Raw genomic sequence first — 23,811 nt, forward strand, 5'->3', positions numbered from 1 at the left:
GAAGTGGGGCCGTTTTCCGGCTCTGGTTCACAGTGTGCTCAGACAGGTTTCGAGTCGGCGTTGCGCCGCCTCGCGCTGGGTGTCGTTGACCGGGCTGCGCGGGAAGCTGCTGGGCAGGTCGGCCAGCACGGTCTCGAAGATCTCGCGGCGCCGGGTCTGGCGGCGCGACAGCGGCAGGGTCAGCAGCGCGGCGTTGAGCCGGTCCATCAGTTCGGGCGCGAAAATGCCATCCCATGTCTCGCGCTCGGGGCCGAAGACGGTGCCCGCGTTGGTTTTGCGGCCGGTTTCGGCGCGCAGCGTGGCGGTGCCGTCCGGATCGACGCGGCCATCGACCAGCGCCACGCCATAGTCGCGGCGGGCGCGCGCCTCGGTGACGAAGCCGGCCTCGACATCGGCCAGCACCGCCGAGGGCTCGCGCTGCATCGGGTCGCCCCAGCCGCCGGCGCCGGGGGTGCGGAAGGTGACGATGTCGCCGGCCTGCACTTCCAGCACGTCGATCTTGCCGAGACGGCGCTCGCGCGGCTGTCCCTCGTTGATCACCAGCGAGCCCGGCTGGCCGGGCTGGCCGCCGGCCTGACCCCAGGGCCGGAACAGCAGCCGTTCCATGCCGCGGCCAAGCACGTGGCTGCCGTCGGTCAGGACGCGGAAAGACAGCTCCATGCCGCAACCGCCGCGCCATTGCCCGGCGCCGCCGCTGTCGGCGCGCAGCGCGTAATGCAGCACTTCGACGCCAAGCTCGGCCTCGACCGTCTCGACCGGGTTGTTGGCAAGGTTGGAAATGCCGCTGTCGCGCCCGTCCACGCCGTCATGGCCGCGGCGCGCGCCGGTGCCGCCGATCAGCGGTTCGATCACCTGCACCATGCGCCCGCCGGTGGGCTTGGGCTCGCTCATCACGATCGGGATCACCGTCCCCGAGGCGGCGGCGGGCAGCACATCGGGCAACGCGAGGCCGAAGGCGCCGTTCAGAATGTCGTTGACGCGGATCGCCGCGGCGTGGCGCACGCCAGTGGCGGCGGGCTCTTCGGGGTTGACCAGCGAGCCGAGCGGCGTGGTGATCGACAGTGGCCGCAGCAGACCGGCGTTGAGCGGCGCCGAACGGTCCAGCGTCTGCACCAGCGCCAGCATGCGTAGCGTCAGCCATGCGTGCGGCCGACCACAGGAGGGGATGTTCATCGCGGTCGCCACCTGCGGGTCGGTGCCGGTGAAATCGAGGTGGACCTTGCCGTCCTTGATCTCGATGGCCACCGCCACCCGCACCGGCAGCGTGCTGGCGGCATCGTCGTCGAGATAATCGGAGAAGCTGTAGCGCCCCTCTGGCATCTGCCGCAGCACCGCCTCGGCTTTACCAGCGGCATAGCCCATCAGAGCCTCCTGCGCGGCGGTCAGCTCGGTCGGGCCGTGCTGGCCGAGCATCTGCGCGACGCGGCGACGACCGGTGGCCAGCGAGGCGAGCATGGCGCGAATGTCGCCCATGTTGGCCTCGGGGGTGCGCGAGTTGGCGTCGAGGAAGAGCTTCACCTCGGGCGACATCTCGCCCCGGCGCATCAGTTTCACTGGCGGGATGCGGAGCCCTTCTTGAAAGATCTCGGTGTTGACCGGCGAGATCGACGAGGCGACGCGCCCGCCGACGTCCGAGCAGTGCACAAAGCACCAGCCATAGGCGACGATCTCGCCGTCGTGGAAATAGGGCTCGATCATATGCAGGTCGGGCAGGTGGGTCGCCAGCCCGGTCGAGCGATAGGGATCGTTGGTGAGGATCACATCGCCGGGCTCGAGCGCGCCCTGCGTGGCCTCGACCGCCTCGATCGCCGGCAGGCATTCCAGCCCGACAAAGCCCGACACGCCGATCGAGCGCGGATAGGCAAAGAACCGGCCATCGAGACCTGCGAGCGCACAGGCGAAATCGGCGGTCTCTTTCACGTAGAGCGTGCGGCCGGTGCGCTGCAGCGTCAGGCACATCTCCTCGGTGACGGAGGCGAACTTATTGCCGAGGATTTCCAGCAGAACGGGATCGAGGCTGCTCATGCCGGGGTCCTTTCGATGATCAGATTGCCCTGCTCGTCGACGCGGGCGGCCCAGCCGGGCAGGATGACGGTGGTGGTCTCGGGCTGTTCGACCACGGCGGGGCCAGAAAGCTGCGCGCCTTCGCCGAGGCTGGCGCGGTCGTAGACGCTCGCCTCGACCCATGCGCCCTTGTGATAGAGCGGGCGGCGGGTGCGGACGGGCGCGCCGTCGCCGGTGGCGGCGGAGGGGGCGAGCGGCTGACCGGCGCCGATCATCGCAAGGCGGATGGTGCCGATCTCGACCGGCGCGCCCGCGTCTCGGAAGCCGTAGATGCGTTCGTGCTCGCGGTGGAAGGCCTCGGCATAGGCCTCCGCATCGTCGCCCGGCCGCAGGTCCACGCGCAGCTCATACGCCTGACCGGCGTAGCGCATGTCTGCGGAGCGTTCGCCGCGGCGTTCGGCGATCTCGGGGAGTTCGTCATCGAGCCAGGCGTCGCCCTCGGCCTGCAGCGCGGCAAAGGTGGCCTCGGCCTCGGCCGCCGTGGCCGCGGTCAGTTCGACGCGCAGCGAGCGGACGAAATCGCGGCGCAGGTCGGCCCCGGCGGCGCCCATGGCGCAATAGGCGCCCGCGGCCTGCGGCACGAGGATGCGGGCGATGCCGATCTCTTCGGCCAGCAGGTTGGCATGGGTCGGTCCGGCGCCGCCGAACGGCAGCAGCACGAAATCGCGCGGATCGAGACCGCGTTCGGCCATGGTGCGGAAGAGCGATCCGGCCATGCCCGCCGAGGCCACGGCCAGCGCACCTTCGGCCAGCCGCGCGGCGCGGTCCTCGCCGGTCATGCCGATGCGCTCGGCCACCGCCTCGAGCGCGGCGCGCGCGGCGTCGCCGTCAAGCGGCATGGAGCCGCCGCCGAAATTGGCCGGATCGATGAATCCGCTGGCGATGAAACAGTCGGTGACCGCGGGGTCGGTGCCGCCGCGACCGTAGGAGACCGGGCCGGGATGGGCCCCGGCGCTCTGCGGGCCGACCTTCAGCACGCCTTGCGCATCGGCCCAGACGATCGAGCCGCCGCCGGCGCCGATGGCGTTGACGTCGACCACCGGCAGCACCAGCGGCAGCCCGCCAATGTCGGTGCGGGTGGCGATGCCGGCGGTGCCCTCGGTGGCCACCGCCATGTCGGATGAGGTGCCGCCCATGTCGAAGGTGATGATATTATCCATGCCCGACTGGCCCGCCTGACGCACCGCCGCCATGACGCCCGAGGCGGGGCCCGACAGGATCGTCTCGACCGGTCGCGCCACCGCCGAGCCGACCGACAGCGAGCCGCCGTTGGAGGCAGTGACCAGCAGCGGCGCGGTGATGCCGATGCGGGACAGCCCTTCGGTCAGGCGGGCGAAATAGGCGTCCATCAGGGGTTGGATATAGGCGTTGAGGCAGGCCACCAGCGTGCGTTCGTATTCGCGGATCTCCGGCCAGATCGCCGCCGCCGAGGAAATCGACAGCGCTTCGATACGGTCCGACAGCGCCTTGGCGATGCCCGCCTCGGTCTCGGGGTCGGCATAGCCGTTGATCAGCATCAGCGCCGCGGCGTCGAGCCCCAGCGCCGCCAACTCGCCGGCGACCCGGTCGAGCTCGGCCTCGGAGGGCGCGCGGGTCAGCTTGCCGTCGCGATCAAAGCGGGCGTCGATCTCGACCACCCGCGCACGGGGCACCAGCGGCACCTCTTTTTCGGCGTGCAGGTCGAACGAGGACGGCATCCGGCAGCGGGCGATCTCGAGGATGTCGCGATAGCCCTTGGTGACGATCAGCCCGATCTTGGCGCCGCGGCGCATGATGATCGCATTGAGCCCGATGGTGGTGCCATGCATCAGCCCGCCGACATCCGCGGCCGACATGCCTTCGCGGGCGAGGAATTTCTCGATGCCCTCGATCAGTGCGCGCGACGGATCGTCGGGAGTCGAGGGCTCCTTGTAGAGCGCGACGTTCCCGGTCTCGGCGTCGGCCATGACAAAATCGGTGAACGTGCCACCGACGTCGATGCCGATGCGCAGCCGTCCGGTTGCCCCGGTTGCAAGGTCTTTCATGTCTTACTCCTTCGGCGCGGGGCCGGTGACGAGGACGCCATGCTCGACCGGCCAGCCCACCGGCACCTCGGCGCCGACGGCCAGACTGGTCTGGCCGAGCGCGGTGTCGGCCTGCCGGTAGGCGGTCACTTCGACCCCGGACCCCTCGAGCGTCACGTGATAGGCGGCATAGGCGCCGCGGAAGCTGGCGGCGGTGATGCGTCCGCGAAGCCCCTGCGGCAGCGCCGCGGCCTCGGCGCCAAGCACAACGCGCTCGGGCCGCACTGACAGCGTGGCGGTGCTGTCGGCGGGGCGCTGCGGCAGTGGCAGCGCGCCGGCGCCGGTGATCAACTGGTCATCCTGCACCTGCCCTTCGAACAGGTTAGAGGTGCCGAGGAAGGTGGCGACAAAGGCGGTCTCGGGGCGGTCATAGATGTCGTTCGGCGCGCCAAGCTGCAGGATACGCCCGCCGTGCATCACGGCGATCTGGTCGGACATCGACATCGCCTCTTCCTGATCGTGCGTCACCAGAAGCGCGGTGATCTCCAGCCGCTGCTGCATCTCGCGGATCTCGAACTGCATCGACTCGCGCAGCGCCTTGTCGAGCGCGCCCAGAGGTTCATCCAAAAGCAGCACGCGTGGGTTGACCACGAGGGCACGGGCCAACGCCACGCGTTGCTGCTGGCCGCCGGAGAGCTGGGAGGGGAACATCTCCTCGCGGCCTGTCAGGTGAACCATGTCCAGCATGCGCCGAACTTCGTCCGCCTGTGTCTGTTTCGACGCTCCTGCCATGCGCAGGCCGAAGGCGACGTTCTCGGCCACGGTGCGATGCGGAAACAGCGAATAGCTTTGGAAGACCATGCCGAGGCCGCGCTTGTTGGGCGCCTGCCGGGTAACATCCTCGCCGCCGATGGTGATCTGTCCGCTGTCGGGGCTTTCAAAGCCCGCGACCATGCGCAGCGTCGTGGTCTTGCCGCAGCCCGAGGGGCCAAGCAGCGAGACCAGCGCGCCGGGTTCCACGGCCAGGTCGAGGTTGTCCACGGCCATCAGCGAGCCGAACGTCTTGCGGATCGCCGAGAGCTTGAGGGCGGAGGGGGCGTCGGTCATGCGGACTCCAGTCGGATTTGTCTCCACGATTGTAGCGCTACAAAATTTTGTAAAGAGCAAAAACGTGACAATCGCGCACATCTTGCCAATCCGGTGAAACCAGAGCAGTTTTTTACGAAACAAGAGAGTTCACATGCCGGACAGGCCATCCATTCCCCGCAACAAGCTGACGATGCAGGACATTGCCGACGCCGCCGGGGTGTCGCCGATGACCGTGTCCAACTGCTTTCGCTACCCCGACCGGGTGCGCGAGAAGACCCGCACGACGGTGATGAAAGTCGCAGCCGAGCTTGGCTATGTGCCGAATATGTCTGCAGGATTGCTGGCGGCCGGGCGCAGCCGGGTGATCGGCGCCGTGCTGCCCTCGATGCGCAACTCGTCGTTCTACATGTATACCAGCGGGCTGCGGCGGGCGGCCTCTGACCACGGGCTGAAGCTGATCACCATGATCGCCGAGAGCGAGGAGGAAGAGCTTGAGGCGGTGCAGACGCTGCTTGGCCTGCGCGTGGCGGGAATCGCTCTGGTCGCCGCGCCGCATGCGCCCGAACTGCGCCAGTTGCTGGCACGGTCGGGCACGCCGGTGGTCGAGAGCTGGGGTGGCGAGGCGGCGATCGGGCGCGGCGTCAGTTACGACGTCGGTGCCGCGAGTCGCGATCTCACCCGGCATCTCATCGCGCAGGGGCGGCGGCGGATTGGCTTCGTGCAGGTTTCGGGCGGCGGCGGACAACGCTATGCCATGCGGCTGCCGGCGTTCCGGCAGGAGATGTTCGCGGCGGGCCTGTCCGACAAGCTGGTGCTGACGATCCGGGCCGCCGATGGCTTCGGCTCGGGCGCGCGGATCCTCGACGAGTTGCTGGCGCAGGAGGCGCGGCTCGACGCGGTGCTTTGCCCGACCGACGTTGTGGCGGCGGGCGCGGTCTTTGAATGCCAGCGCCGCGGGTTGTCGGTGCCCGGTGACATCGCCATCGCCGGATGGGGCGACTATGACATCAGCCGCCAGCTTTCGCCCTCGCTGACCACGGTCGCGCCCTTTTCCGACGAGATCGGCCGCGCGGCGGTGTCAGTGCTGCTGGAGGGCTATGCGCAAGACGCCGCGCCGGTGCTGACGCCTTACGCGCTTGAGGTGCGTGAGAGCGCCTGACTGCCTAGGGCTTTGACGCAGGACGGCGCTACCCGATCAAAGCAGTTCGCTCCGCCTTCGATGCGGTAGGCGGCGCCAAGGTTAGCCCTTGTGGTCCGCGTCGTAGGTGAGGCCGATCCCGGCGCGGATCTGGTCGATCGTTTCCATGATGTGGATCGTCTCGGCAGGGGGCATCAGGGGATCGGACAGGTGCCCGTTCTGGATGGCCTGCTGCACCGCCAAGGCTTGGAACTGCATGCCGCGGCCTTGGGTGTCGGGCTCGAACTCTTCGAGCACCTCGCCGTCGCGCGATAGCACGCGCATCCGTGCAGGGGCGTACCAGATCGCGTCGATCTCGACCGTGGCGTTGCGCCCGATGATCGTCGCGGAGTTCGGCCCGTTGACGTCGCTTGCACAGCTCAGCTGCGCCAGTGCGTCTGCGCCATGCTGCATCAGAATCTCGACCGCGCCGTCGGCGCCGGTGGATTTGAACCGGGCGATGGCCTGCACCTTCGACGGCGCGCCGAGGAGGTCCCACGCAAAGGACACGGGGTAGATCCCCAGATCGAGGAGCGACCCGCCGCCAAGCTCCAGCTTGTTGAGCCGGTGTTCGGGATCGTCGGGGAGGCTTTGGGAATGGTCGGCCCGGAGCGAGAGGATCTCGCCCAAGGTGCCCTCGGCGATGATCTCGCGCAGGCGCAGCATATGCGGCAGGAAGCGGGTCCACATCGCCTCCATAACGAAAAGCCCGCGCGCCTCGGCCAGTGCGACGATCTCGCGCGCCTCGCGGGCGTTCATCGCGAAGGGCTTCTCGATCAGCACGTGCTTGCCGGCCTCCAGCGCCAGCCGCGCGCCGTCGAGGTGATAGGGGTGCGGGGTGGCGACGTAGATCACGTCGACCGAGGGGTCGGCGACCAGCGCCTCGTAGCTGCCATGGGCCACAGGAATGCCGTGCTCGGCGGCGAAGGCCCGTGCTTTCTCGGCAGAGCGCGAGCCCACCGCGGCGATCGGAAGGCCGGCGATCAGGAGGTCTTTGACGAAGGTTTCGGCGATCAGGCCTGTGGCCATGATGCCCCATCTGCATTGCTCGGTCATCGGTCCTCCGGAAATGCGGAGCCCGCCCCCGTGGCCGGGAGCGGGCATTATGGTCAGTCGACTGCCAGCAACATGTTAGAGCGCAGCCAGAACGGGGCAAGGCAGAGCGGCGTGTTCGAGGTCGGCAGGATGTCGTCGTGCAGCGATACGCCGATCTGCTCGGCCATGAAGCTGCGGCGCGCTTTCTCTCGTCCAATGGGGGCAATGTCCAACAGCCACTATGACCCGATCGTCGTCGGCTCAGGCCAAACCGGCTCGTTCGCTGTCCTCGGTTGCTGGCAAAGACCTGACCGAGCAGCGCCTCAACGTGCTGCTGCCGATTGACAGCGACGGTCCCCGCAAGGTCTCGACTTTAGCCGGAAAAGGCCGCCGCAGGGTGATTTCAATATCTGGGACCCTGCCCGGGCCCCGCTCGAAGGTCAGCCGGTGCAGGCCCGCGTCGCGTTCTTTTCGGGCAGCTTGCGGACCTCCATGGCGCTCAGCCTGCGCGCCTGCCGCGCGCTGCCGCGGGGCTTTGGTGCCGGTCAACTCTGACCGTACGTGGCTGCGTCTGGCTCTGAAGAAGTGAGTGGGGCCACCTTCCGCGTGGGTCCAGACATCGGGATCGGAATTTGTGGCTCATCGCAGGCCGTCCGGGAGCGATGAGCCACATAGCTTGTTCCCAACGCGCGGATCTTCACCCGCGGACGGGGGCCGTGCTTTCGCGGATCACCAGTTCGACCGGCAGCGTGAGCTGTTCTTCCGGCGCGGCCCCGCCGCGCTGCGCCAGAAGAACCTCGGCGGCGCGGCGACCGAGATGCGCGCGTTTCTGGCGGATGGTGGTCAGAGGTACGCTGGCGTAGGCCGACATCTCGATGTTGTCGAAGCCGACCACCGAGATGTCTTCGGGGGTCCGTACATGCGCCGCGCGCAGCCCGGCCATCAGGCCGATCGCCATTTCGTCATTGTCGCAGAAGATCGCGGTCGGACGCTCTGGCAGGGACAAGACCTCGGCGCTGGCGGCATGGCCGGAGCGCAGGGTGAAGGCGCCTTCCATGCGCGGGACGGGCGGCAGGCCAGCGGCCGCGAGGGCCTGCGCCACGCCCGCGGCGCGCGACATCGACAGCGTGTTCTCGGCGGGGCCGGTCAGATGCAGGATGCGCCGATGTCCAAGCTCCAGAAGGTGCTCGACCGCCATCCGTGCCCCGGTCTGGTTGTCGGCGAGCACCCGCGGTCCGGGCAGCCCGTCGATCCATTCGCAGGCCTGCACCACCGGCGGGCAGGCGGCGTGCTCGAAGAGCGATTTGTCTAGGCTGCCGTCGAGAACGATCACCCCATCGGCGCGGGAGCGGTTGAGATAGGCCCGCAGGCCACGGCTGGCCGATCCGGGATCGGTCTGGCGGGTGTCGAGCACCAGCAGGCTCAGCCCCTCGGCGCGCAGGGCTTCGGAAATCCCGGCGAGGATTTCAGAAAAGAACGGGTTGGCCAGATTGGGCACCAGCGCCAGCACGGCGCCGACCTGTTGCTGGCGCAGGTTCCGCGCCATCAGGTTCACCGTGTAGCCAGTGTCTTCGACCGCTTTCTCCACCGCCTTGCGGGTGCGCTCGGACACGATGGAGGGATTCGACAGCACCCGGCTGACGGTGGCGACGGAAACCCCGGCAAGTTTCGCGACATCATGGATCCGGGGCGCGGTCGCGGGATCTTTCAAAGGCTGGCCTCCTGTTACGAGGTCTGCACGATAGGGGGAAAGACTCATGTTGAAAACCTTTTCACCCTATGTCAGGAATAATGAAACCGATTACATTTATGATCGGCTATTTGGGAGGATCCATGCGGACACTGAAAGGCCCCGGCCTGTTCCTTGCGCAATTCGTTGGTGCGGATGCGCCGTTCGACAGTTTCGACGGCATCACTGGCTGGGCTGCCTCCTGCGGCTATCGCGGCGTGCAGGTGCCGACCGGCGAGGCCTGCCTGATGGATCTCGATCAGGCCGCCGCCTCGAAGGATTACTGCGACACGCTGCGCGGCACGGCGGCGCAGAATGGCGTCGAGATCACCGAGCTTTCGGCCCACATCCAAGGCCAGCTGGTCGCGGTGCACCCGGCCTATGACGACGCTTTCGACGGCTTCGCGCCAGAGAGCGTGCGCGGCAACCCCAAAGCCCGGCAGGCCTGGGCGGTGGATCAGGTGATCAAGACCATCGATGCCTCGGCGAACCTCGGGATCGACCGAATGGCCGCCTTTTCCGGGGCTCTGGCATGGCCCTATCTCTACCCGTGGCCGCAGCGTCCGGCGGGTCTGGTCGAGGCGGCCTTCGATGAGCTGGCGGCGCGCTGGCGTCCGATCCTCGACCATGCCGCCGAGAAGGGTGTGAAGATCTGCTACGAGATCCACCCGGGCGAAGATCTGCACGATGGTGCCAGCTTCGAGATGTTCCTCGATCGGGTCGACCAGCACCCGGCGGCGATGATGCTCTACGATCCCAGCCACTACATTTTGCAGCAACTCGACTATCTGGCGAACCTCGACATCTATGCCGAGCGCATCGGCATGTTCCACGTCAAGGACGCCGAGTTCCGCCCGAGCGGACGGCAGGGGGTCTACGGTGGCTTCCAGAGCTGGGTCGATCGCGCCGGTCGCTTCCGCAGCCCCGGCGACGGGCAGGTGGATTTCAAGGCGATCTTCGCCAAGCTCGCCGCGATGGATTTTGACGGCTGGGCGGTTGTCGAATGGGAATGCGCGCTGAAACACCCCGAGGATGGCGCGCGCGAGGGTGCGCAGTTCGTCAAGGACAACATCATCCGCGTCACCGAGCGCGCCTTCGACGATTTCGCGGCGGCGGGAACCGACGATGCGGCCAACCGGCGTATGCTGGGGCTGGGCACCTGAGATCCGGGAGACTGACATGACCACTCACACCCCCATCCGGCTCGGGATGGTCGGCGGCGGCAAGGGCGCGATGATCGGCAACGTGCACCGCATCGCAGCAAGGCTCGACAATCGCTTCGCGCTGATCGCCGGTGCGCTGTCGACCACGCCCGAGCGCAACGCCGAAAGCGCCGCCGAGATCGGCATCATGCCCGAGCGCACCTACGACGATTTCGCGGTCATGGCACGCGACGAAGCCGCGCGTCCCGATGGCATCGAGGCGGTCTCGATCTGCACGCCCAACCACGTGCACTTCCCGGCGGCCAAGGCGTTCCTCGAGGCCGGCATCCACGTGATCTGCGACAAGCCGATGACCTCGACGCTGGCGGATGCGCGCGAACTTGCAAAGATCGCCGAGGCGTCCAATGCGCTCTTCGTGCTGACCCACAATTACTCGGCCTATCCGCAGCTGCGGCTGGCGCGCGAGATGGTGGCGCGCGGTGATCTGGGCCCGATCCGGCTGGTGCAGGTGGAATACGCGCAGGACTGGCTGGCCGAACCCAGCGACAGCAAGCAGGCCACGTGGCGCGCCGACCCGGCGAAGGCCGGGGCAGGCGGCGCGATCGGCGACATCGGCACGCATGCCTTCCAACTGGCGCGCTTCGTCAGCGGTATGGCCCCCGAACGGCTGGCGGCGGACCTTGCCAGCTTCGTGCCGGGACGTGCTGTGGACGACAACGCGCACGTGATGATGCGCTACGCCTCTGGCGCGAAGGGCACGCTCTGGTGCAGCCAGGTCGCGCCGGGCACCGAAAACGGGCTGAAGCTGCGCATCTACGGCGAGAAGGCCGGGATCGAATGGGCGCATGAAGTGCCTGAAACGCTGTGGTTCACACCGCTCGGCGAGCCAGCGCAGAAGCTGCGCCGCGGCGCGCAGACCATGGCTGGCAGCCGCGTGCCGCCGGGCCACCCCGAAGGCTATCTTGAGGGGTTTGCCAACATCTACGCAGAGGCGGCCGAGGCAATCCGTGCGCATCAGGCGGGCGAGACCCTGCCGACCCTGCTGCCCGGCATCCGCGACGGCGTCGAAGGGCTCGAGTTCATCGACGCCTGCATCCGCTCGGACCGCGCCGACAGTGCGTGGGTGGAGTTGAGCGATGGCTGACCCGATCCTCTCACTGAACGGGGTCAACAAGTCCTTCGGCCCGATCGAAGTGCTGCACGGCGTCGACTTTGAGCTGCGTCCGGGCGAAATCCACGCGCTGATCGGCGAGAATGGCGCGGGCAAGTCGACGACGATGAAGATCCTCGGCGGCTACATCGATGCAACCGGCGGCGAGATCCGCTGGCAGGGTCAGCCGGTGCGCTTCGACGGATCCGACGCGGCCGAGGCGCGGGGGATCGTGATGATCCACCAAGAGTTCAACCTCGCCGAACATCTGGGCGTCGATCAGAACGTCTTTCTCGGGCGTGAGATCAAGCGCGGCTGGCGGCTTGATCACACGGCGATGCGGGACCGCACCGCCGAACTGCTGGCGCAGCTCGAGTGCAATATCGACCCGTCGGCGCAGGTCTCGCAGATCTCGGTGCCCTCGAAGCAGATGGTCGAGATTGCCAAGGCGCTGTCGCGCGACCTGCGGGTGCTGATCATGGATGAGCCGACCGCCGTGCTGACCGAGCGCGATTGCGAGATCTTGTTTCGGCAGATCGAGCGGCTGCGCGAACAAGGCGTGGCGATCCTTTACACCTCGCACAAGCTTTCAGAGGTGAAACGCATTTGCGACCGCGTCAGCGTGCTGCGCGATGGGGCGATGGTGCGCTCGGCGAAAGTGTCAGAGATCAGCGAAGACGAGATGGCTGCCGCGATGGTTGGCCGTGAGCTGTCGGACCTTTATCCCGCCAAGGCGATCCCGCAGGACGAGGTGATGCTTGAGGTCGAGGGGCTTTCGGTCCCCGGGCTTATCGAGAATGCCAGCCTGACACTGCGCCGCGGCGAGGTGCTGGGCATTGGCGGGCTGGTCGGCGCGGGCCGTACCGAGCTGGCCGAGGCCATCGCCGGGCTGCGCCCGCGCAGCGGCGAGGTGCGGCTGATGGGCGAGACGCTGCCGGAGGGGCAGGTGAAGACCGCGATGGAACGCGGGCTCGTCTACCTCACCGAGGACCGCAAGGGGGCCGGGCTGCTGCTGGAAAAGGGGCTGCGCGAGAACCTGACGCTGCCACTTCTGCACCGCTTCGGCGGCGTGCTGATCGACCGCAAGGCCGAGGAGGCGGCGTTGGACAAGGCGATCGAGGACTTCGCGATCCGCGCGCCGGACCGCGAGATGCCGGTCGGCAACCTGTCTGGTGGCAACCAGCAAAAACTGCTTTTGGCCAAGACGTTGCTGAGCGATCCTCAGGTCATTCTGATCGACGAGCCGACGCGCGGCATCGACATCGGCACCAAGCAGCAGATCTACACGCTTATCTCTGAACTGGCCGCCGCAGGGCATGCGATCATCGTGATCTCTTCGGAGATGCCCGAACTGATCGGCCTCGCCTCGCGAGTGCTGGTGATGCACGCCGGACGCATCGTCGGCGGGCTCGAGGGAGACGAGGTGAACGAGGGGGCCATCGTCCGTCTGGCGATGGGCCTTGGGGAGAGCAACGGAGAGGCGGCTGCATGACCATGGCCACGACACAGAAAACCACAGCGGGCCGGGGCCGCGGGATCAACCTTCAGGTGATCGGCCCGATCCTCGCCCTGATCGCGCTCGTGCTGATCGGCATGGCGCTGAATTCGAACTTCCTGAGCTATGCCAACATCACCAACGTGCTGGCGCGCTCGGCTTTCATCGGCATCATCGCGGTGGGCATGACCTTCGTCATCACCGCCGGGGGGCTCGACCTGTCGGTCGGATCGATGGCCGCCTTCGTCGCCGGACTGATGATCCTGACGATGAACGGGCTGACCGAAAGCATGGGGGTGACGCTGCCGGTGATCTTGGCTGGCGTCGCGCTGGCGCTGGTCGCCGGACTGGTGGCCGGGTTCATCAACGGCATCCTGATCACCCGCGTCGGGATCGAGGCGTTCATCGTCACGCTCGGGACCATGGGCATCTATCGCTCGTTGATCACCTGGCTGGCCGATGGTGGCACGCTGAGCCTCGGCTTCGAGATGCGCGAGCTTTACCGTCCGGTCTACTATGGCGGCATCGCCGGGATCAGCTGGCCGATCATCGCATTCGTGGTGGTCGCGGTGCTGGGCGAGATCGTCATGCGCCACACCGCCTTTGGCCGCCATTGCGCCGCCATCGGCTCGAACGAGAAGGTCGCACGCTACTCGTCGATCTCGGTGCTGAAGGTGCGGCTGGCGACCTATGCGCTGCTTGGCCTGCTGGTCGGTTTCGCGGTGGTGATGTACGTGCCGCGCCTCGGTTCGGCTTCGGCCTCGACCGGCCTTTTGTGGGAGCTTGAGGCGATTGCCGCGGTGATCATCGGCGGCACGCTGCTCAAGGGCGGCTTCGGTCGGGTCTGGGGCACCGTCGTCGGCGTGCTGATCCTCAGCCTGATCGGCAACATTCTCAATCTCACCGATTTCGTGAGCCCCTACCTCAACGGAGCCATTCAGGGGGCCGTGATCATCCTTGCCGTGGTGCTGCAGCGCAAGGGAGGTTCCGAGCGCTGAGCCACCACCGGCATCCATGTCGTCTTTCTTTGGGAGGAACTACCAGATGACGAAATTCCTGATCGCAACCACCGCGCTCGTCGGCGCCCTTGCGGGAACCGCGCAGGCCGAGACCATTGGCGTCTCGATCCCGGCGGCGACCCATGGCTGGGCCGGCGCGCTGAACTACCACGCCGAGCGCACCATCGAGCGGCTGGAAGAGGTCTACCCCGACCATGACTTCGTGCTGGCCACCACGCCGGACTCGGCGACGCAGGTTTCCGACCTCGAAGACATGGTGGCCACGCGCGGCATCGATGCGCTGGTCGTGCTGCCCTTCGAGTCCGAGCCGCTGACCGGTCCGATCCAGCGCATCGCCGAAAGCGGCACCTGGGTCACCGTGGTCGACCGCGGGCTGGCTGTGGAGGGCATCGAGACGCTCTATGTCGCCGGTGACAACGACAGCTTTGGCCGCACCGCCGGCGAGTATTTCGCCGAAACGCTCGACGAGGGCGCCAAGGTTGTGGCGATGCGCGGCATTCCCTCGACCGTCGACAACGAGCGGGTGGCGGGCTTTGAGGCTGCGATCGACGGCTCGGGCATCGAGGTGCTGGCGATGGATCACGGCAACTGGAACCGCGACACCGCCTTCACGCTGATGCAGGACTGGCTGTCGCGCTTCCCCGAGATCGACGCGGTCTGGGCCGCCGACGACGACATGGCCGTGGGCGCGCTGGCGGCGATCGAACAGGCCGGGCGCAGCGGCGAGATGTTCGTCGTGGGTGGTGCGGGCATGAAAGAGATGGTCGACCGCATCCGCAACGGCGATGAAGCGGTGCCGGTGAACGTGACCTATCCGCCTGCGATGATCTCCACCGCGATCGAGATGACCGCGGTCGGCGTGACCGGCGCGGCGCCGATGAGCGGCGAGTTCATCATCGCGTCCGAGCTGATCACGCCGGAAAACGCGGATGACTTCTATTTCGAAGACAGCCCCTACTGATCGAAACTCTTGGCGCGCGGCAATTGCCGCGCGCCTTTAGCATCGCGCAAGCGCCCCTTCAGGCCCCGCCGCTCGGCTTCTCTTGTGCGGGCGCTGAGCGGGACAGGCCCCGACACATCACATGAAACCGGTACTCAGCCCATTGGGTACCCGCCACGTCTTGTGCAGATCCGGCACGCAAGAGGCTTGCCTCACGCGCCGCGGACGTGGGCCAAGAAGAGCGCGTTTCGCCCCGCGCGCATGGCAGAGCGCCGGTCCGAAGGTTCGAACCGGCGCTTCAGGCCCGGGTAAGGGGCGCCCGCCAAGCGGCTCAGATCACAGCCCGCCGAAGTGGAAGGCCTTGGTTTCGAGGTATTCCTCGATGCCTTCCTGCGCACCTTCGCGCCCGAGACCCGAGGCTTTCACGCCGCCGAAGGGGGCTTCGGCGTGGCTCACCGCGCCAGTGTTGAGCCCCACCAGCCCCGCCTCCAGCGCCTCGCCGAAGCGGAAAGCGCGCGCCATGTCGGTGGTGTAGAAATAGGCAGCCAGCCCGAAGGGCGTGCCGTTGGCCATCTCCAACGCCTCTTCTTCGGTCTCGAACTTGAAGATCGGGGCGACCGGGCCGAAGGTTTCCTCGCTCGCCAGCTGCATCTCCGGCGTCGCGCCGGTCAGGACCACCGGATCGGCGAACTGTTCGGGCAGATCGCGCGGTGCGGTGGCGCGGGCGGCGCCTTTGGACAGCGCGTCTGCGACGTGGGCGCTGATCTTGGTGATCGCGGCGGCGTTGATCATCGGGCCGATCATCGCCCCCTCTTCAGTGCCCGGCGCCACCTTCAGCGCGTCGACCTTTGCCGCCAGCGCCGCGACGAAACGGTCGTGAATGCCGGACTGCACGAGGATGCGGTTGGCGCAGACGCAGGTCTGCCCGCCGTTGCGGAACTTGCTGGCCATGGCGCCTTCGACCGCCGCATCAAGATCGGCATCGTCGAAGACGATGAAGGGCGCGTTGCCGCCCAGTTCCAGCGACATCTTCTTCAGCGTCGGCGCGCATTGCTCGGCGAGCAGTGCACCCACGCGGGTCGAGCCGGTGAAGCTGAGCTTGCGCACCACCGGCGAGGCGGTGAGCGTCGCACCGATCTCCTCGGGGCGGCCGGTGAGCACGTTCAGCACGCCCTTCGGAATGCCCGCCCGCTCGGCCAGAACGCAGAGCGCCAGCGCCGAATAGGGGGTGAAGTCCGAGGGTTTGATCACCATGGTGCAGCCCGCCGCGAGGCCGGGCGCGACCTTGCGGGTGATCATCGCGTTGGGGAAGTTCCACGGCGTGATGATCGCGCAGACCCCCACCGGCTCTTTCATCGCAAAGATCTTCTTGCCGGGTACCGGCGAGGGAATGATGTGGCCGTTGATCCGCCGCGCTTCCTCGGCAAACCAGCGCATGAAGGAGGCACCGTAGATGATCTCGCCCTTGGCTTCGGCCAGCGGCTTGCCCTGCTCGGCGGTGAGGATCAGTGCCAGATCGTCGGCGTGCGCGAGCATCAGGTCATACCATGCCATCAGCAGATCAGCGCGCTCGGCGTGGGTCTTCTTCTTCCATGCGGTCATCGCCTGCTCGGCAGCAGAGATGGCTTGGGTGGTCTCGGCGGCAGTGCAATCGGGCATATGGCCGAGGGTGCCGCCGGTGGCCGGGTTGGAGACCTCCATGTCGGCCCGGTCGATCCACTGCCCGTCGATCAGCGCGGCCTCGCGGAAGAGGTCGGGATCGCTCAGGCTTTCGCGGATGTCGGCGGCGAATGCAGCGTGCAGGGTCATATCAGGCCTCCAGAGCGGCGATGACGGCCGCGGTGATCTCGTCGGTGGTGTTCAGGCCGGGGCGGATGCCGATGCCCTTGGCCGTGGCCGCCTCGATGGCGCCTAGAACGGCGGCAGAGGCCTCGGTCTCGCCCAGATGCTCGAGCATCTGCGCGCCGGACCAGATGGCGGCGATCGGGTTGGCGATGTTCTTGCCCGCGATATCCGGCGCCGAGCCATGCACCGGCTCGAACATCGACGGCGCGCTGCGGTCGGGGTTGATGTTCGCCGAGGCTGCAAAGCCCAGCCCGCCTTGAATGGCGGCGCCGAGGTCCGTCAGAATGTCGCCGAAGAGGTTCGAGGCGACCACCACATCAAGATCCTGCGGTGCCATCACCATCTTGGCGGCCATCGCGTCGATGTGCATGTGGCTGACGGTGACATCGGGGTATTCGGCGGCCAGCTCGCGGGTGACCTCGTCCCAGAACACCATCGAGTATTTCTGCGCGTTGGATTTGGTCACCGAGGTCAGGTGCTTGCGGCGGCTGCGTGCCTGCTCAAAGCCGAAGCGCAGGATGCGCTCGACCCCGGCGCGCGTGAACACGGAGGTCTCGACCGCAACCTCGTTGTCCTTGCCCTCATGGACGCGGCCACCGGCACCGGAGTATTCGCCTTCGGTGTTCTCGCGGATGCACAGAATGTCGAAGCCTTCGGCCTTCAGCGGCCCCTCGACGCCCGAAAGCAGCCGGTGCGGGCGGATATTGGCGTATTGGTTGAACGCCTTGCGGATCGGCAGCAGCAGCCCGTGCAGCGACACCGAGTCCGGCACCGTGGCCGGCCAACCGACCGCACCGAGGTAGATGGCGTCGAACCCGCGCAGCGTCTCGATCCCGTCCTCGGGCATCATGCTGCCGTGTTCGACGTAGTATTCGCACGACCAGGGGAAGCTTTCGGTCTCGAGGCCGAAGCCGAATGTCTTTCCGGCGGCCGTCAGCACGCGCATCGTGGCATCGGTCACGTCGACGCCAATCCCGTCTCCGGGGATCAGGGCGATCTTGTGGCTGGTCATTTCGGTCTCCTCGACGTTTGTAGCGTTGCTTCAGATATTGCCTGCACGGCGCGGAAAAAGCTGCCGAAAGCGCCAGAGACGCAGCACATTCCACTCCTGCCCTCGTCCCGGCAGGCAGAAGATTTCGCGGCGCTCTGTGGTATAGGCAAAGCGTGGTGAAGCCCCGTTTCGTTTGAACCGGGCAGGTTTGCACAATTTGGCGGGTCTTTGCGGCACCCGGTGATTGCGCAAGAGCGGCGCGGCAAATATGGACAAGCGCGCACATTTCAGGTGGTATACGCCCCACCTGTCAGACGTTGCGGCGATAAGAGGGGACAAGCCCCGGGGCCTAAGGGAATTCACCATGAGCGGCAGTTACAAGCTCGATCGGATCGACCTCAAGATCCTTTCCGAACTCCAGCGCAACGGGCGCACGACGAATGTCGAGTTGGCCGATCTGGTGAACTTGTCGCCATCGCCCTGCCTGATGCGGGTGAAAAAACTGCAGCAGGCGGGATATATCACCGGCTACAGCGCGCAGATCGACCTGGCCAAACTGGGCGACACGCTGACCGTGTTCACCGAGTTCACCCTGAAGAACCACCGCCAGATCGACTTCGCGCGCTTTCAAGAAGCGCTCGAGAAGGTCGACAGCTGCGTCGAATGTCATCTTGTGTCGGGCGGCTACGACTATCTTGCGAAGTTCATCACCGCCTCGATCTCGGATTACCAGACGATCATCGAGGGGCTGATCGATCGCGAGGTCGGTGTCGACAAATACTTCAGCTTCGTGGTGATGAAGACGCCGTTTTCAAAAACACAAATCCCCCTCACACGCCTGTTCGAAGACAAGGTGTGAGGGGGCACGCGCCACGCTGGTTCCGGGGAGCGCGGGGCGCCGCCGGGGACCGGCGCCTTCAGCGCAGCGCGAATTGTGCGACCAGGTCCGGATCCTGCTCCAGCGACGACAGCCAGCCGGTGTCGAGCTGCGGGATCGAAGAGATCAGCAGCTTCGAGTAGGGGTGCTGGGCCAGCCGCGACATGTCGGCTGCGGGCAGCGCCTCGACGATCTCGCCTTTGTACATGACCAGCACGTCGTCGCAGATCGCCTCGACGGTCGACAGGTCGTGGCTGATGAACATGTAGCTCAGGTCAAGCTCGCTCTGCAATTCCTTCAGCAGGTCGATGATCGCGGCGGCCACCACGGTGTCGAGCGCCGAGGTGATCTCGTCGCAGAGGATCAGTTCGGGCTCGGCGGCGAGGGCGCGGGCGAAGTTCACCCGCTGTTTCTGCCCGCCTGACAGCTCGCCCGGCAGACGGTGGCGCAGGTTGGCCGGCAGGTGCACCATGTCGAGCAGTTCGATCACTCTGCGCTCGCGCGCGGCCCCCTTGAGCCCGTGGTAGAAGGTCAGCGGTCGGGCGAGGATCGCACCCACGGAATGCGCCGGGTTGAGCGCGGTGTCGGCCAGCTGGAAAACGATCTGCGCGCGGCGCAGCTCGTCCTTCGACCGCGCCTTGAGGCCGGGGCGCATCTCGTGCCCGTCGATCAGCACGTCGCCCTTGAAAGGCGGCAGAATCCCAGCCACGGCGCGCGCCAGTGTGGATTTGCCCGAGCCGCTTTCGCCGATCACCCCGAGGTTGCGCCCGCGCTCGATCTTGAAGCTGACGTCCTTGAGGATCTTCACCGCTGGCTCGCCGCGGACCATGTCGCCGTAGCCGGCGTGCAGGTGGCTGACCTCGAGGATCGGCGTGTTGTCCTTGCGCGCCTCGGCGGCAGCCTTGGCGACATGGCCGACCGGCTCGAAGGCCGAGAGCAGGTCTTTGGTGTAGGGGTGCTGCGGGGCGTGGAGGATCTGTTCGGTCTCGCCGATCTCCTGCACCTCGCCGCCCTTGAGCACGATCACCCGGTCAGCGACCTGCGCCACCACCGCAAGATCGTGGCTGACGTAGACCCCGGAGATGGCGTTTTGCTGCATCACCGATTTGAAGGCGCGTAGCACCTCGATCTGCGTCGTCACGTCGAGTGCCGTCGTGGGCTCGTCGAAGATCACCAGTTCGGGATCGCCGATCAGCGCCATCGCCGCCGACAGCCGCTGCAGCTGGCCGCCCGACACTTGGTGCGGGTAGCGATCGCCGATGCTGTCGGGGTTGGGAAGGGCCAGCGCGCGGAACAGTTCGACCGCTTTTGTCTCGGCGGCCTCGCGCGGCATCAGCTTGTGGATGGCGGTGATCTCGATCACCTGCTCCATGATCCGCTTGGACGGGTTGAACGCCGCCGCCGCCGATTGCGGCACATAGGCCACCTGCGTACCGCGCAGCGCGGCGCGCTGACGCTCGGTCATGCCGGTGATCTCGGCATCTCCAAGGCGGATCTCGCCGCCGCGGATCGAGCAGCCGGGCCTTGTGTGGGCCATCAGCGACAGCGCGATGGTGGTCTTGCCCGAGCCGCTCTCGCCGATCAGCGCGACGATCTCGCCGGGGGCGATGTCGAAAGAGACGCCCTTGATGATCTCGACGCTGCGGCCGGAGTCGGTGACGGCGCCGATCTTAAGGTTGCGGACGCTGACGCGGGGCTGTGTCTGGGTCATCATTCGCTCCTGTCGCGGATCTTGGTGGGCAGGTTGTCGATGAACAGGTTCACCGAGATGGTCAGCGTGGCGATGGCTACCGATGGGAACAGCACGGCAGGCGCGCCAAAGCTCAGGCCTTCGATGTTCTCGCGCACCAGCGCGCCCCAGTCGGCATTCGGCGGCTGCACGCCGAGGCCGAGGAAGGACAGGCCCGAGAGCACCAGCACGATGAACACGAAGCGCACACCGAGGTCGGCCAGCACCGGGCCGAGAATGTTGGGGAAGATCTCGCGCAGGATGAGATAGGGCGTGCGTTCGCCGCGGGCGCGGGCGACAGTGACAAAATCCATCGTGTTGATGTTGACCGCCAGTGCGCGGGCGAACCGGTAGGCGCCGGGCAGGTAGATCGCCGCGAGGGTCAGCACCAGCACCGGGATCGACGAGCCGACGGCGGCCACGGTGACGAGGCCGAACAGCAGCGAGGGGATGCCGTTGAACGCGTCGAGCAGCCGCGACAGCACCATGTCGAACCAGCCGCCGGCCACCGCGGCGATCATGCCGAGGATCACGCCGCCGGCGCAGGCGATGGTCACCGCCGCCAGCGAGATGCCGACCGTGTAGCGCGCGCCCATCAGGATGCGGCTGAAGATGTCGCGTCCGAGGTAGTCGGTGCCCAGCCAGTACTCCGGGGTCATCGGCCCGAAGTAGTCCCAGTCAACGATCTCGCCCGGCGGGTAGGGCGCCAGCATCGGCCCGAAGATGGCGACGAGTGCCCAAAACAGGATGATCGCCAGGCCGATCTGTCCGGTGAGGTTGAACCGATAGCCCAGCTTGCGCGGGGTCGGCAGCGCGGTGAGCAAGGAAGTGCGTGTCGTCATCAGCGAAGCCTCGGGTTGGAAAGGATGGCGACCATGACGGCGAGGGTGATCAGCGACAGGTAGCTGACGCAGAAGATCATCGCGCAGGACTGGATCAGCGGCAGGTCGCGGGTCGAGACCGCGTCGACCATGAGCTTGGCCACCCCGGGGTAGTTGAAGATCGTCTCGACGATGATCACCCCGCCCACGAGGTACGACAGCGACAGCGCCACGGCGTTGGCGATCGGGCCGAGCGCGTTGGGCAGGGCGTGGCGCAGCACCATGCGCGACCGCGATGCGCCCTTGAGCAGAGCCATCTCGACATAGGGGGTGTTGATCGTCTCGATCACCGCGGCGCGGGTCATGCGGATCATCTGCGCGCAGACCACGAACGACAGGGTGATCACCGGCATGGCATAGGCGCGCAGCATCGCCCAGAAGCCCTCGGCATCGGCGCCGAAGCTGAGCGCCGGCAGCCAGTCGAGCCAGACCGCGAAGATCAGCACGGCCAGCGTGGCGACCATGAACTCGGGCACCGAGATCACCGAGATCGTCAGCACCGACACCGCGCGGTCGAACAGCGAGCCGCGCCACATGGCGGCAGAGATCCCCAGCGCCAGCGCCACGGGCACCGACACCAGCGTGACGATGCCGGCCAGTTGCAGCGAGTTGGCCAGACGCCCGGAGATCAGCTCGGCGACCGACATGTTGTTGACGTAAGAGGTACCCAGATCGCCGCCGGCAAGTCCGAAGAGCCAGCCCAGAAAGCGGCTCAGCGCCGGCTGATCAAGCCCCATGGACTCGCGCAGGGCGGCCACCGCCTCGGGGGTCGCGGCCTGTCCGAGCAGCACCTCGGCCACGTCGCCGGGCAGAAGTTCGGTGGCGAAGAAGACGGCGAAGGAGACGATGATCAGGGTCAGAAAGGCGATACCGAGCCTTTGCAGGACCAGGAACCAGGGCTTGAGCGCGTGTCGCAAGTTCGCACCTCGGAGTTGGCGAGAGGGGAAGGGGCCGGCGCGCGGTGGGCGCGCCGACCGGTGGCCTTGGCTGGGATCAGCTCAGCCAGACGTGCTCGGCGAAGGCAAAGCCCATGAGGCCGCCAAGCGGGCTCGGTTTGATGCCGTTCACCTTTGCGGACATGCCGTCGACGTTCGAGATATAGGCCGGGATAATGGTGCCCGCCTCGTTCGAGATCATCTCTTGCATGGTCCAGTACATCTCGGTGCGCTTGGCCTCGTCGAGCTCGCCGCGCGCTTCGACCATCAGGTTGTCGAAGGTCTCCGAGCTGTAGTGGCTCTCGTTCCACTTGGCGTCCGAGCCGTAGAGCAGCGAGAACAGGATGTCCGGCGTCGGGCGCGGGTTGATGTGACCGAAGTGGATCGGCGCTTTCAGCCAGTAGTTCGACCAGTAGCCATCGGCGGGCACACGCTCCACCGCGAGGTTCATGCCGATATCACGACCTGCCTGCTGCATGACGGTGGCGAAATCCACCGAGCTTGCCGCGGCATCCGAGCAGACCATCGGGATCTCGGTGCCCAGAAGACCGGCCTTTTCGAAGTGGAACTTGGCCTTTTCCGGATCGAAGGCGCGCGGCGCCAGCTCGGTGTTGTAGTAGCGGTTGGCGGGCGAGACGGGCTGGTCGTTGCCGATCTCTGCCATGCCGCGCAGCACCGATTTCTGGATCAGTTCGCGGTTGATGAGATGCTTCATGCCCTCGACGAAGTCGGCGTTCTGGCCGGGCTCCATGTCGAGACGCATGTTCAGGTTGGTGTAGTTGCCGGCGGTGGTGATCGAGGTCTTGATCGCGTCCTGACCTTCGAGCATCCGCAGCGAGCGCGGGTTGACGTTGGCGGCGATCTGGATGTCGCCGGACATCAGCGCGTTCACCCGTGCCGAGTTGTCGGCGATGGCGAAGAACTCGAAGCTGTCGAGGTAGGGGCCCTCGGCCTTGAAGTAGTTGGGGTTCTTCACGCCGACCGAGCGCACGCCGGGTTCGAAGGTCTCGCAGATGAAGGCACCGGTGCCGTTGGCGGTGCTAAAGTCGGTGGTGCCCTCGGCGATGATCATGAAGTGATGCAGCGCAAGGATCGTCGGCAGGTCAGCGTTGGGCGCCGACAGCACGATGCGCACGGTCAGATCGTCGGTCTTCGAGATCTCGGTCATCTGGCTGGCGATGGCGTTGACCTTGGAGCCGATGGCCGGGTCAAGGTGACGCTTCAGCGAGTAGACCACGTCATCGGCGCTCAGGGTCTTGCCGTCGTGGAAGGTGACGCCGGACTTGAGCTTGATCTCCCAGGTCTGCGCGTCGTCGGACGAGACGCTATCGGCCAGTTCCATCTGCACCGTACCCGCCTCATCAAGCACGGTGAGGCGGTTGTAGAAGGCGCAGATGCGGGCGTAGTCGGTCGACAGCGAGGCGAGCGCCGGGTCAAGCGTGTCGGCGGTCGAGGCGGACCAGCCGGCGGCACGCAGCGAGCCGCCGCTCTGCGGCGTCTGGGCCACTGCAGCACCGGCCTTCAGCAGCAGCGAGCCGCCAGCCGCGGCGCCAACGCCCGAGGCCATGAGCATCTTGAGAAGCTCGCGGCGCGACGCGCCGCGGCGGATCATGTTCTCGACGCGCGCGTCGTCGCGGCCGGTCCAGTTCGTCGGTGTCTTGGTCATGGGTCAGCTCCCTGATGGTGAAA

At 66.7% G+C, this 23,811-nt stretch carries 19 protein-coding genes; 7 read left to right on the forward strand and 12 right to left on the reverse strand.

Annotated features, from left to right (window positions below):
- Positions 1–27 precede the first annotated feature (27 nt).
- The 3 genes from ACXAJT_RS10525 to ACXAJT_RS10535 are packed head-to-tail and all read right to left on the reverse strand — an operon-like array spanning position 28 to position 5,174.
- Positions 28–2,025, reverse strand: a complete 1,998-nt coding sequence (locus ACXAJT_RS10525; protein WP_475235076.1) for a hydantoinase B/oxoprolinase family protein — start codon at positions 2,023–2,025, stop codon at positions 28–30.
- Positions 2,022–4,088 carry a hydantoinase/oxoprolinase family protein gene (locus tag ACXAJT_RS10530; RefSeq protein ID WP_475235077.1) on the reverse strand — a complete coding sequence of 689 codons (2,067 nt, stop codon included), beginning with the start codon at positions 4,086–4,088 and terminating at the stop codon, positions 2,022–2,024. The genes ACXAJT_RS10525 and ACXAJT_RS10530 overlap by 4 nt, the downstream gene beginning before the upstream one ends.
- Before the next feature lie 3 nt (positions 4,089–4,091).
- Positions 4,092–5,174 carry an ABC transporter ATP-binding protein gene (locus ACXAJT_RS10535; RefSeq protein WP_475235078.1) on the reverse strand — a complete coding sequence of 361 codons (1,083 nt, stop codon included), beginning with the start codon at positions 5,172–5,174 and terminating at the stop codon, positions 4,092–4,094.
- Positions 5,175–5,307: 133 nt separating this feature from the next.
- Here ACXAJT_RS10535 and ACXAJT_RS10540 point away from each other — a divergent pair, with 133 nt between their 5' ends.
- Positions 5,308–6,315, forward strand: a complete 1,008-nt coding sequence (locus tag ACXAJT_RS10540) for a LacI family DNA-binding transcriptional regulator (protein ID WP_475235080.1) — start codon at positions 5,308–5,310, stop codon at positions 6,313–6,315.
- Positions 6,316–6,396: 81 nt separating this feature from the next.
- Here the strand turns inward: ACXAJT_RS10540 and ACXAJT_RS10545 are convergent, their stop codons facing one another.
- The 3 genes from ACXAJT_RS10545 to ACXAJT_RS10555 form a co-directional block, all read right to left on the reverse strand.
- Positions 6,397–7,389, reverse strand: a complete 993-nt coding sequence (locus ACXAJT_RS10545) for a Gfo/Idh/MocA family protein (protein WP_475235082.1) — start codon at positions 7,387–7,389, stop codon at positions 6,397–6,399.
- 53 nt (positions 7,390–7,442) lie between these two features.
- Positions 7,443–7,601 carry a hypothetical protein gene (locus ACXAJT_RS10550; RefSeq protein WP_475235084.1) on the reverse strand — a complete coding sequence of 53 codons (159 nt, stop codon included), beginning with the start codon at positions 7,599–7,601 and terminating at the stop codon, positions 7,443–7,445.
- A gap of 464 nt (positions 7,602–8,065) precedes the next feature.
- Positions 8,066–9,079: a LacI family DNA-binding transcriptional regulator gene (locus ACXAJT_RS10555; RefSeq protein ID WP_475235087.1), complete on the reverse strand. Its 1,014-nt coding sequence runs from the start codon at positions 9,077–9,079 to the stop codon at positions 8,066–8,068.
- Between the two features lie 122 nt (positions 9,080–9,201).
- Here ACXAJT_RS10555 and ACXAJT_RS10560 point away from each other — a divergent pair, with 122 nt between their 5' ends.
- The 5 genes from ACXAJT_RS10560 to ACXAJT_RS10580 are packed head-to-tail and all read left to right on the forward strand — an operon-like array spanning position 9,202 to position 14,885.
- Entirely contained in the window at positions 9,202–10,260 is a 1,059-nt protein-coding gene (locus tag ACXAJT_RS10560; protein ID WP_475235089.1) for a sugar phosphate isomerase/epimerase family protein, read from the forward strand.
- A 16-nt stretch (positions 10,261–10,276) separates the two neighbouring features.
- A complete protein-coding gene (locus ACXAJT_RS10565) occupies positions 10,277–11,404 on the forward strand; it encodes a Gfo/Idh/MocA family protein (RefSeq protein WP_475235091.1) in 1,128 nt (375 codons plus the stop codon).
- The gene (locus ACXAJT_RS10570; protein WP_475235092.1) at positions 11,397–12,902 is read left to right on the forward strand and encodes a sugar ABC transporter ATP-binding protein; all 1,506 of its coding nucleotides are present in this window, start codon (positions 11,397–11,399) and stop codon (positions 12,900–12,902) included. Before ACXAJT_RS10565 ends, ACXAJT_RS10570 begins: the two co-directional genes overlap by 8 nt.
- The gene (locus ACXAJT_RS10575) at positions 12,899–13,903 is read left to right on the forward strand and encodes an ABC transporter permease (RefSeq protein ID WP_475235094.1); all 1,005 of its coding nucleotides are present in this window, start codon (positions 12,899–12,901) and stop codon (positions 13,901–13,903) included. Before ACXAJT_RS10570 ends, ACXAJT_RS10575 begins: the two co-directional genes overlap by 4 nt.
- A 46-nt stretch (positions 13,904–13,949) precedes the next feature.
- On the forward strand, positions 13,950–14,885 hold the full coding sequence (locus ACXAJT_RS10580; protein WP_475235096.1) for an ABC transporter substrate-binding protein: 936 nt from the start codon (positions 13,950–13,952) through the stop codon (positions 14,883–14,885).
- A 315-nt stretch (positions 14,886–15,200) separates the two neighbouring features.
- Here ACXAJT_RS10580 and ACXAJT_RS10585 read toward each other — a convergent pair whose 3' ends face one another.
- Positions 15,201–16,673 carry an NAD-dependent succinate-semialdehyde dehydrogenase gene (locus ACXAJT_RS10585; protein WP_475235098.1) on the reverse strand — a complete coding sequence of 491 codons (1,473 nt, stop codon included), beginning with the start codon at positions 16,671–16,673 and terminating at the stop codon, positions 15,201–15,203.
- Between the two features lies 1 nt (position 16,674).
- On the reverse strand, positions 16,675–17,721 hold the full coding sequence (locus ACXAJT_RS10590) for a tartrate dehydrogenase (RefSeq protein WP_475235100.1): 1,047 nt from the start codon (positions 17,719–17,721) through the stop codon (positions 16,675–16,677).
- A gap of 343 nt (positions 17,722–18,064) precedes the next feature.
- On the opposite strand from ACXAJT_RS10590, the gene ACXAJT_RS10595 reads away from it, so the two are divergent.
- A complete protein-coding gene (locus tag ACXAJT_RS10595) occupies positions 18,065–18,559 on the forward strand; it encodes an Lrp/AsnC family transcriptional regulator (protein ID WP_475235101.1) in 495 nt (164 codons plus the stop codon).
- Positions 18,560–18,617: 58 nt separating this feature from the next.
- On the opposite strand, the gene ACXAJT_RS10600 is transcribed toward ACXAJT_RS10595, so the two are convergent.
- From ACXAJT_RS10600 to ACXAJT_RS10615, 4 genes are all read right to left on the reverse strand, one after another.
- Entirely contained in the window at positions 18,618–20,288 is a 1,671-nt protein-coding gene (locus tag ACXAJT_RS10600) for an ABC transporter ATP-binding protein (protein ID WP_475235103.1), read from the reverse strand.
- Positions 20,288–21,148: an ABC transporter permease gene (locus ACXAJT_RS10605; RefSeq protein ID WP_475235106.1), complete on the reverse strand. Its 861-nt coding sequence runs from the start codon at positions 21,146–21,148 to the stop codon at positions 20,288–20,290. Before ACXAJT_RS10605 ends, ACXAJT_RS10600 begins: the two co-directional genes overlap by 1 nt.
- The gene (locus ACXAJT_RS10610) at positions 21,148–22,104 is read right to left on the reverse strand and encodes an ABC transporter permease (RefSeq protein ID WP_475235108.1); all 957 of its coding nucleotides are present in this window, start codon (positions 22,102–22,104) and stop codon (positions 21,148–21,150) included. The genes ACXAJT_RS10605 and ACXAJT_RS10610 overlap by 1 nt, the downstream gene beginning before the upstream one ends.
- Positions 22,105–22,180: 76 nt before the next feature.
- Positions 22,181–23,788, reverse strand: coding sequence for an ABC transporter substrate-binding protein (locus tag ACXAJT_RS10615; protein ID WP_475235109.1), 1,608 nt, complete (start codon positions 23,786–23,788; stop codon positions 22,181–22,183).
- Positions 23,789–23,811: the final 23 nt, after the last annotated feature.

This window comes from Salipiger sp. ABF4_146 (genome assembly GCF_056161345.1).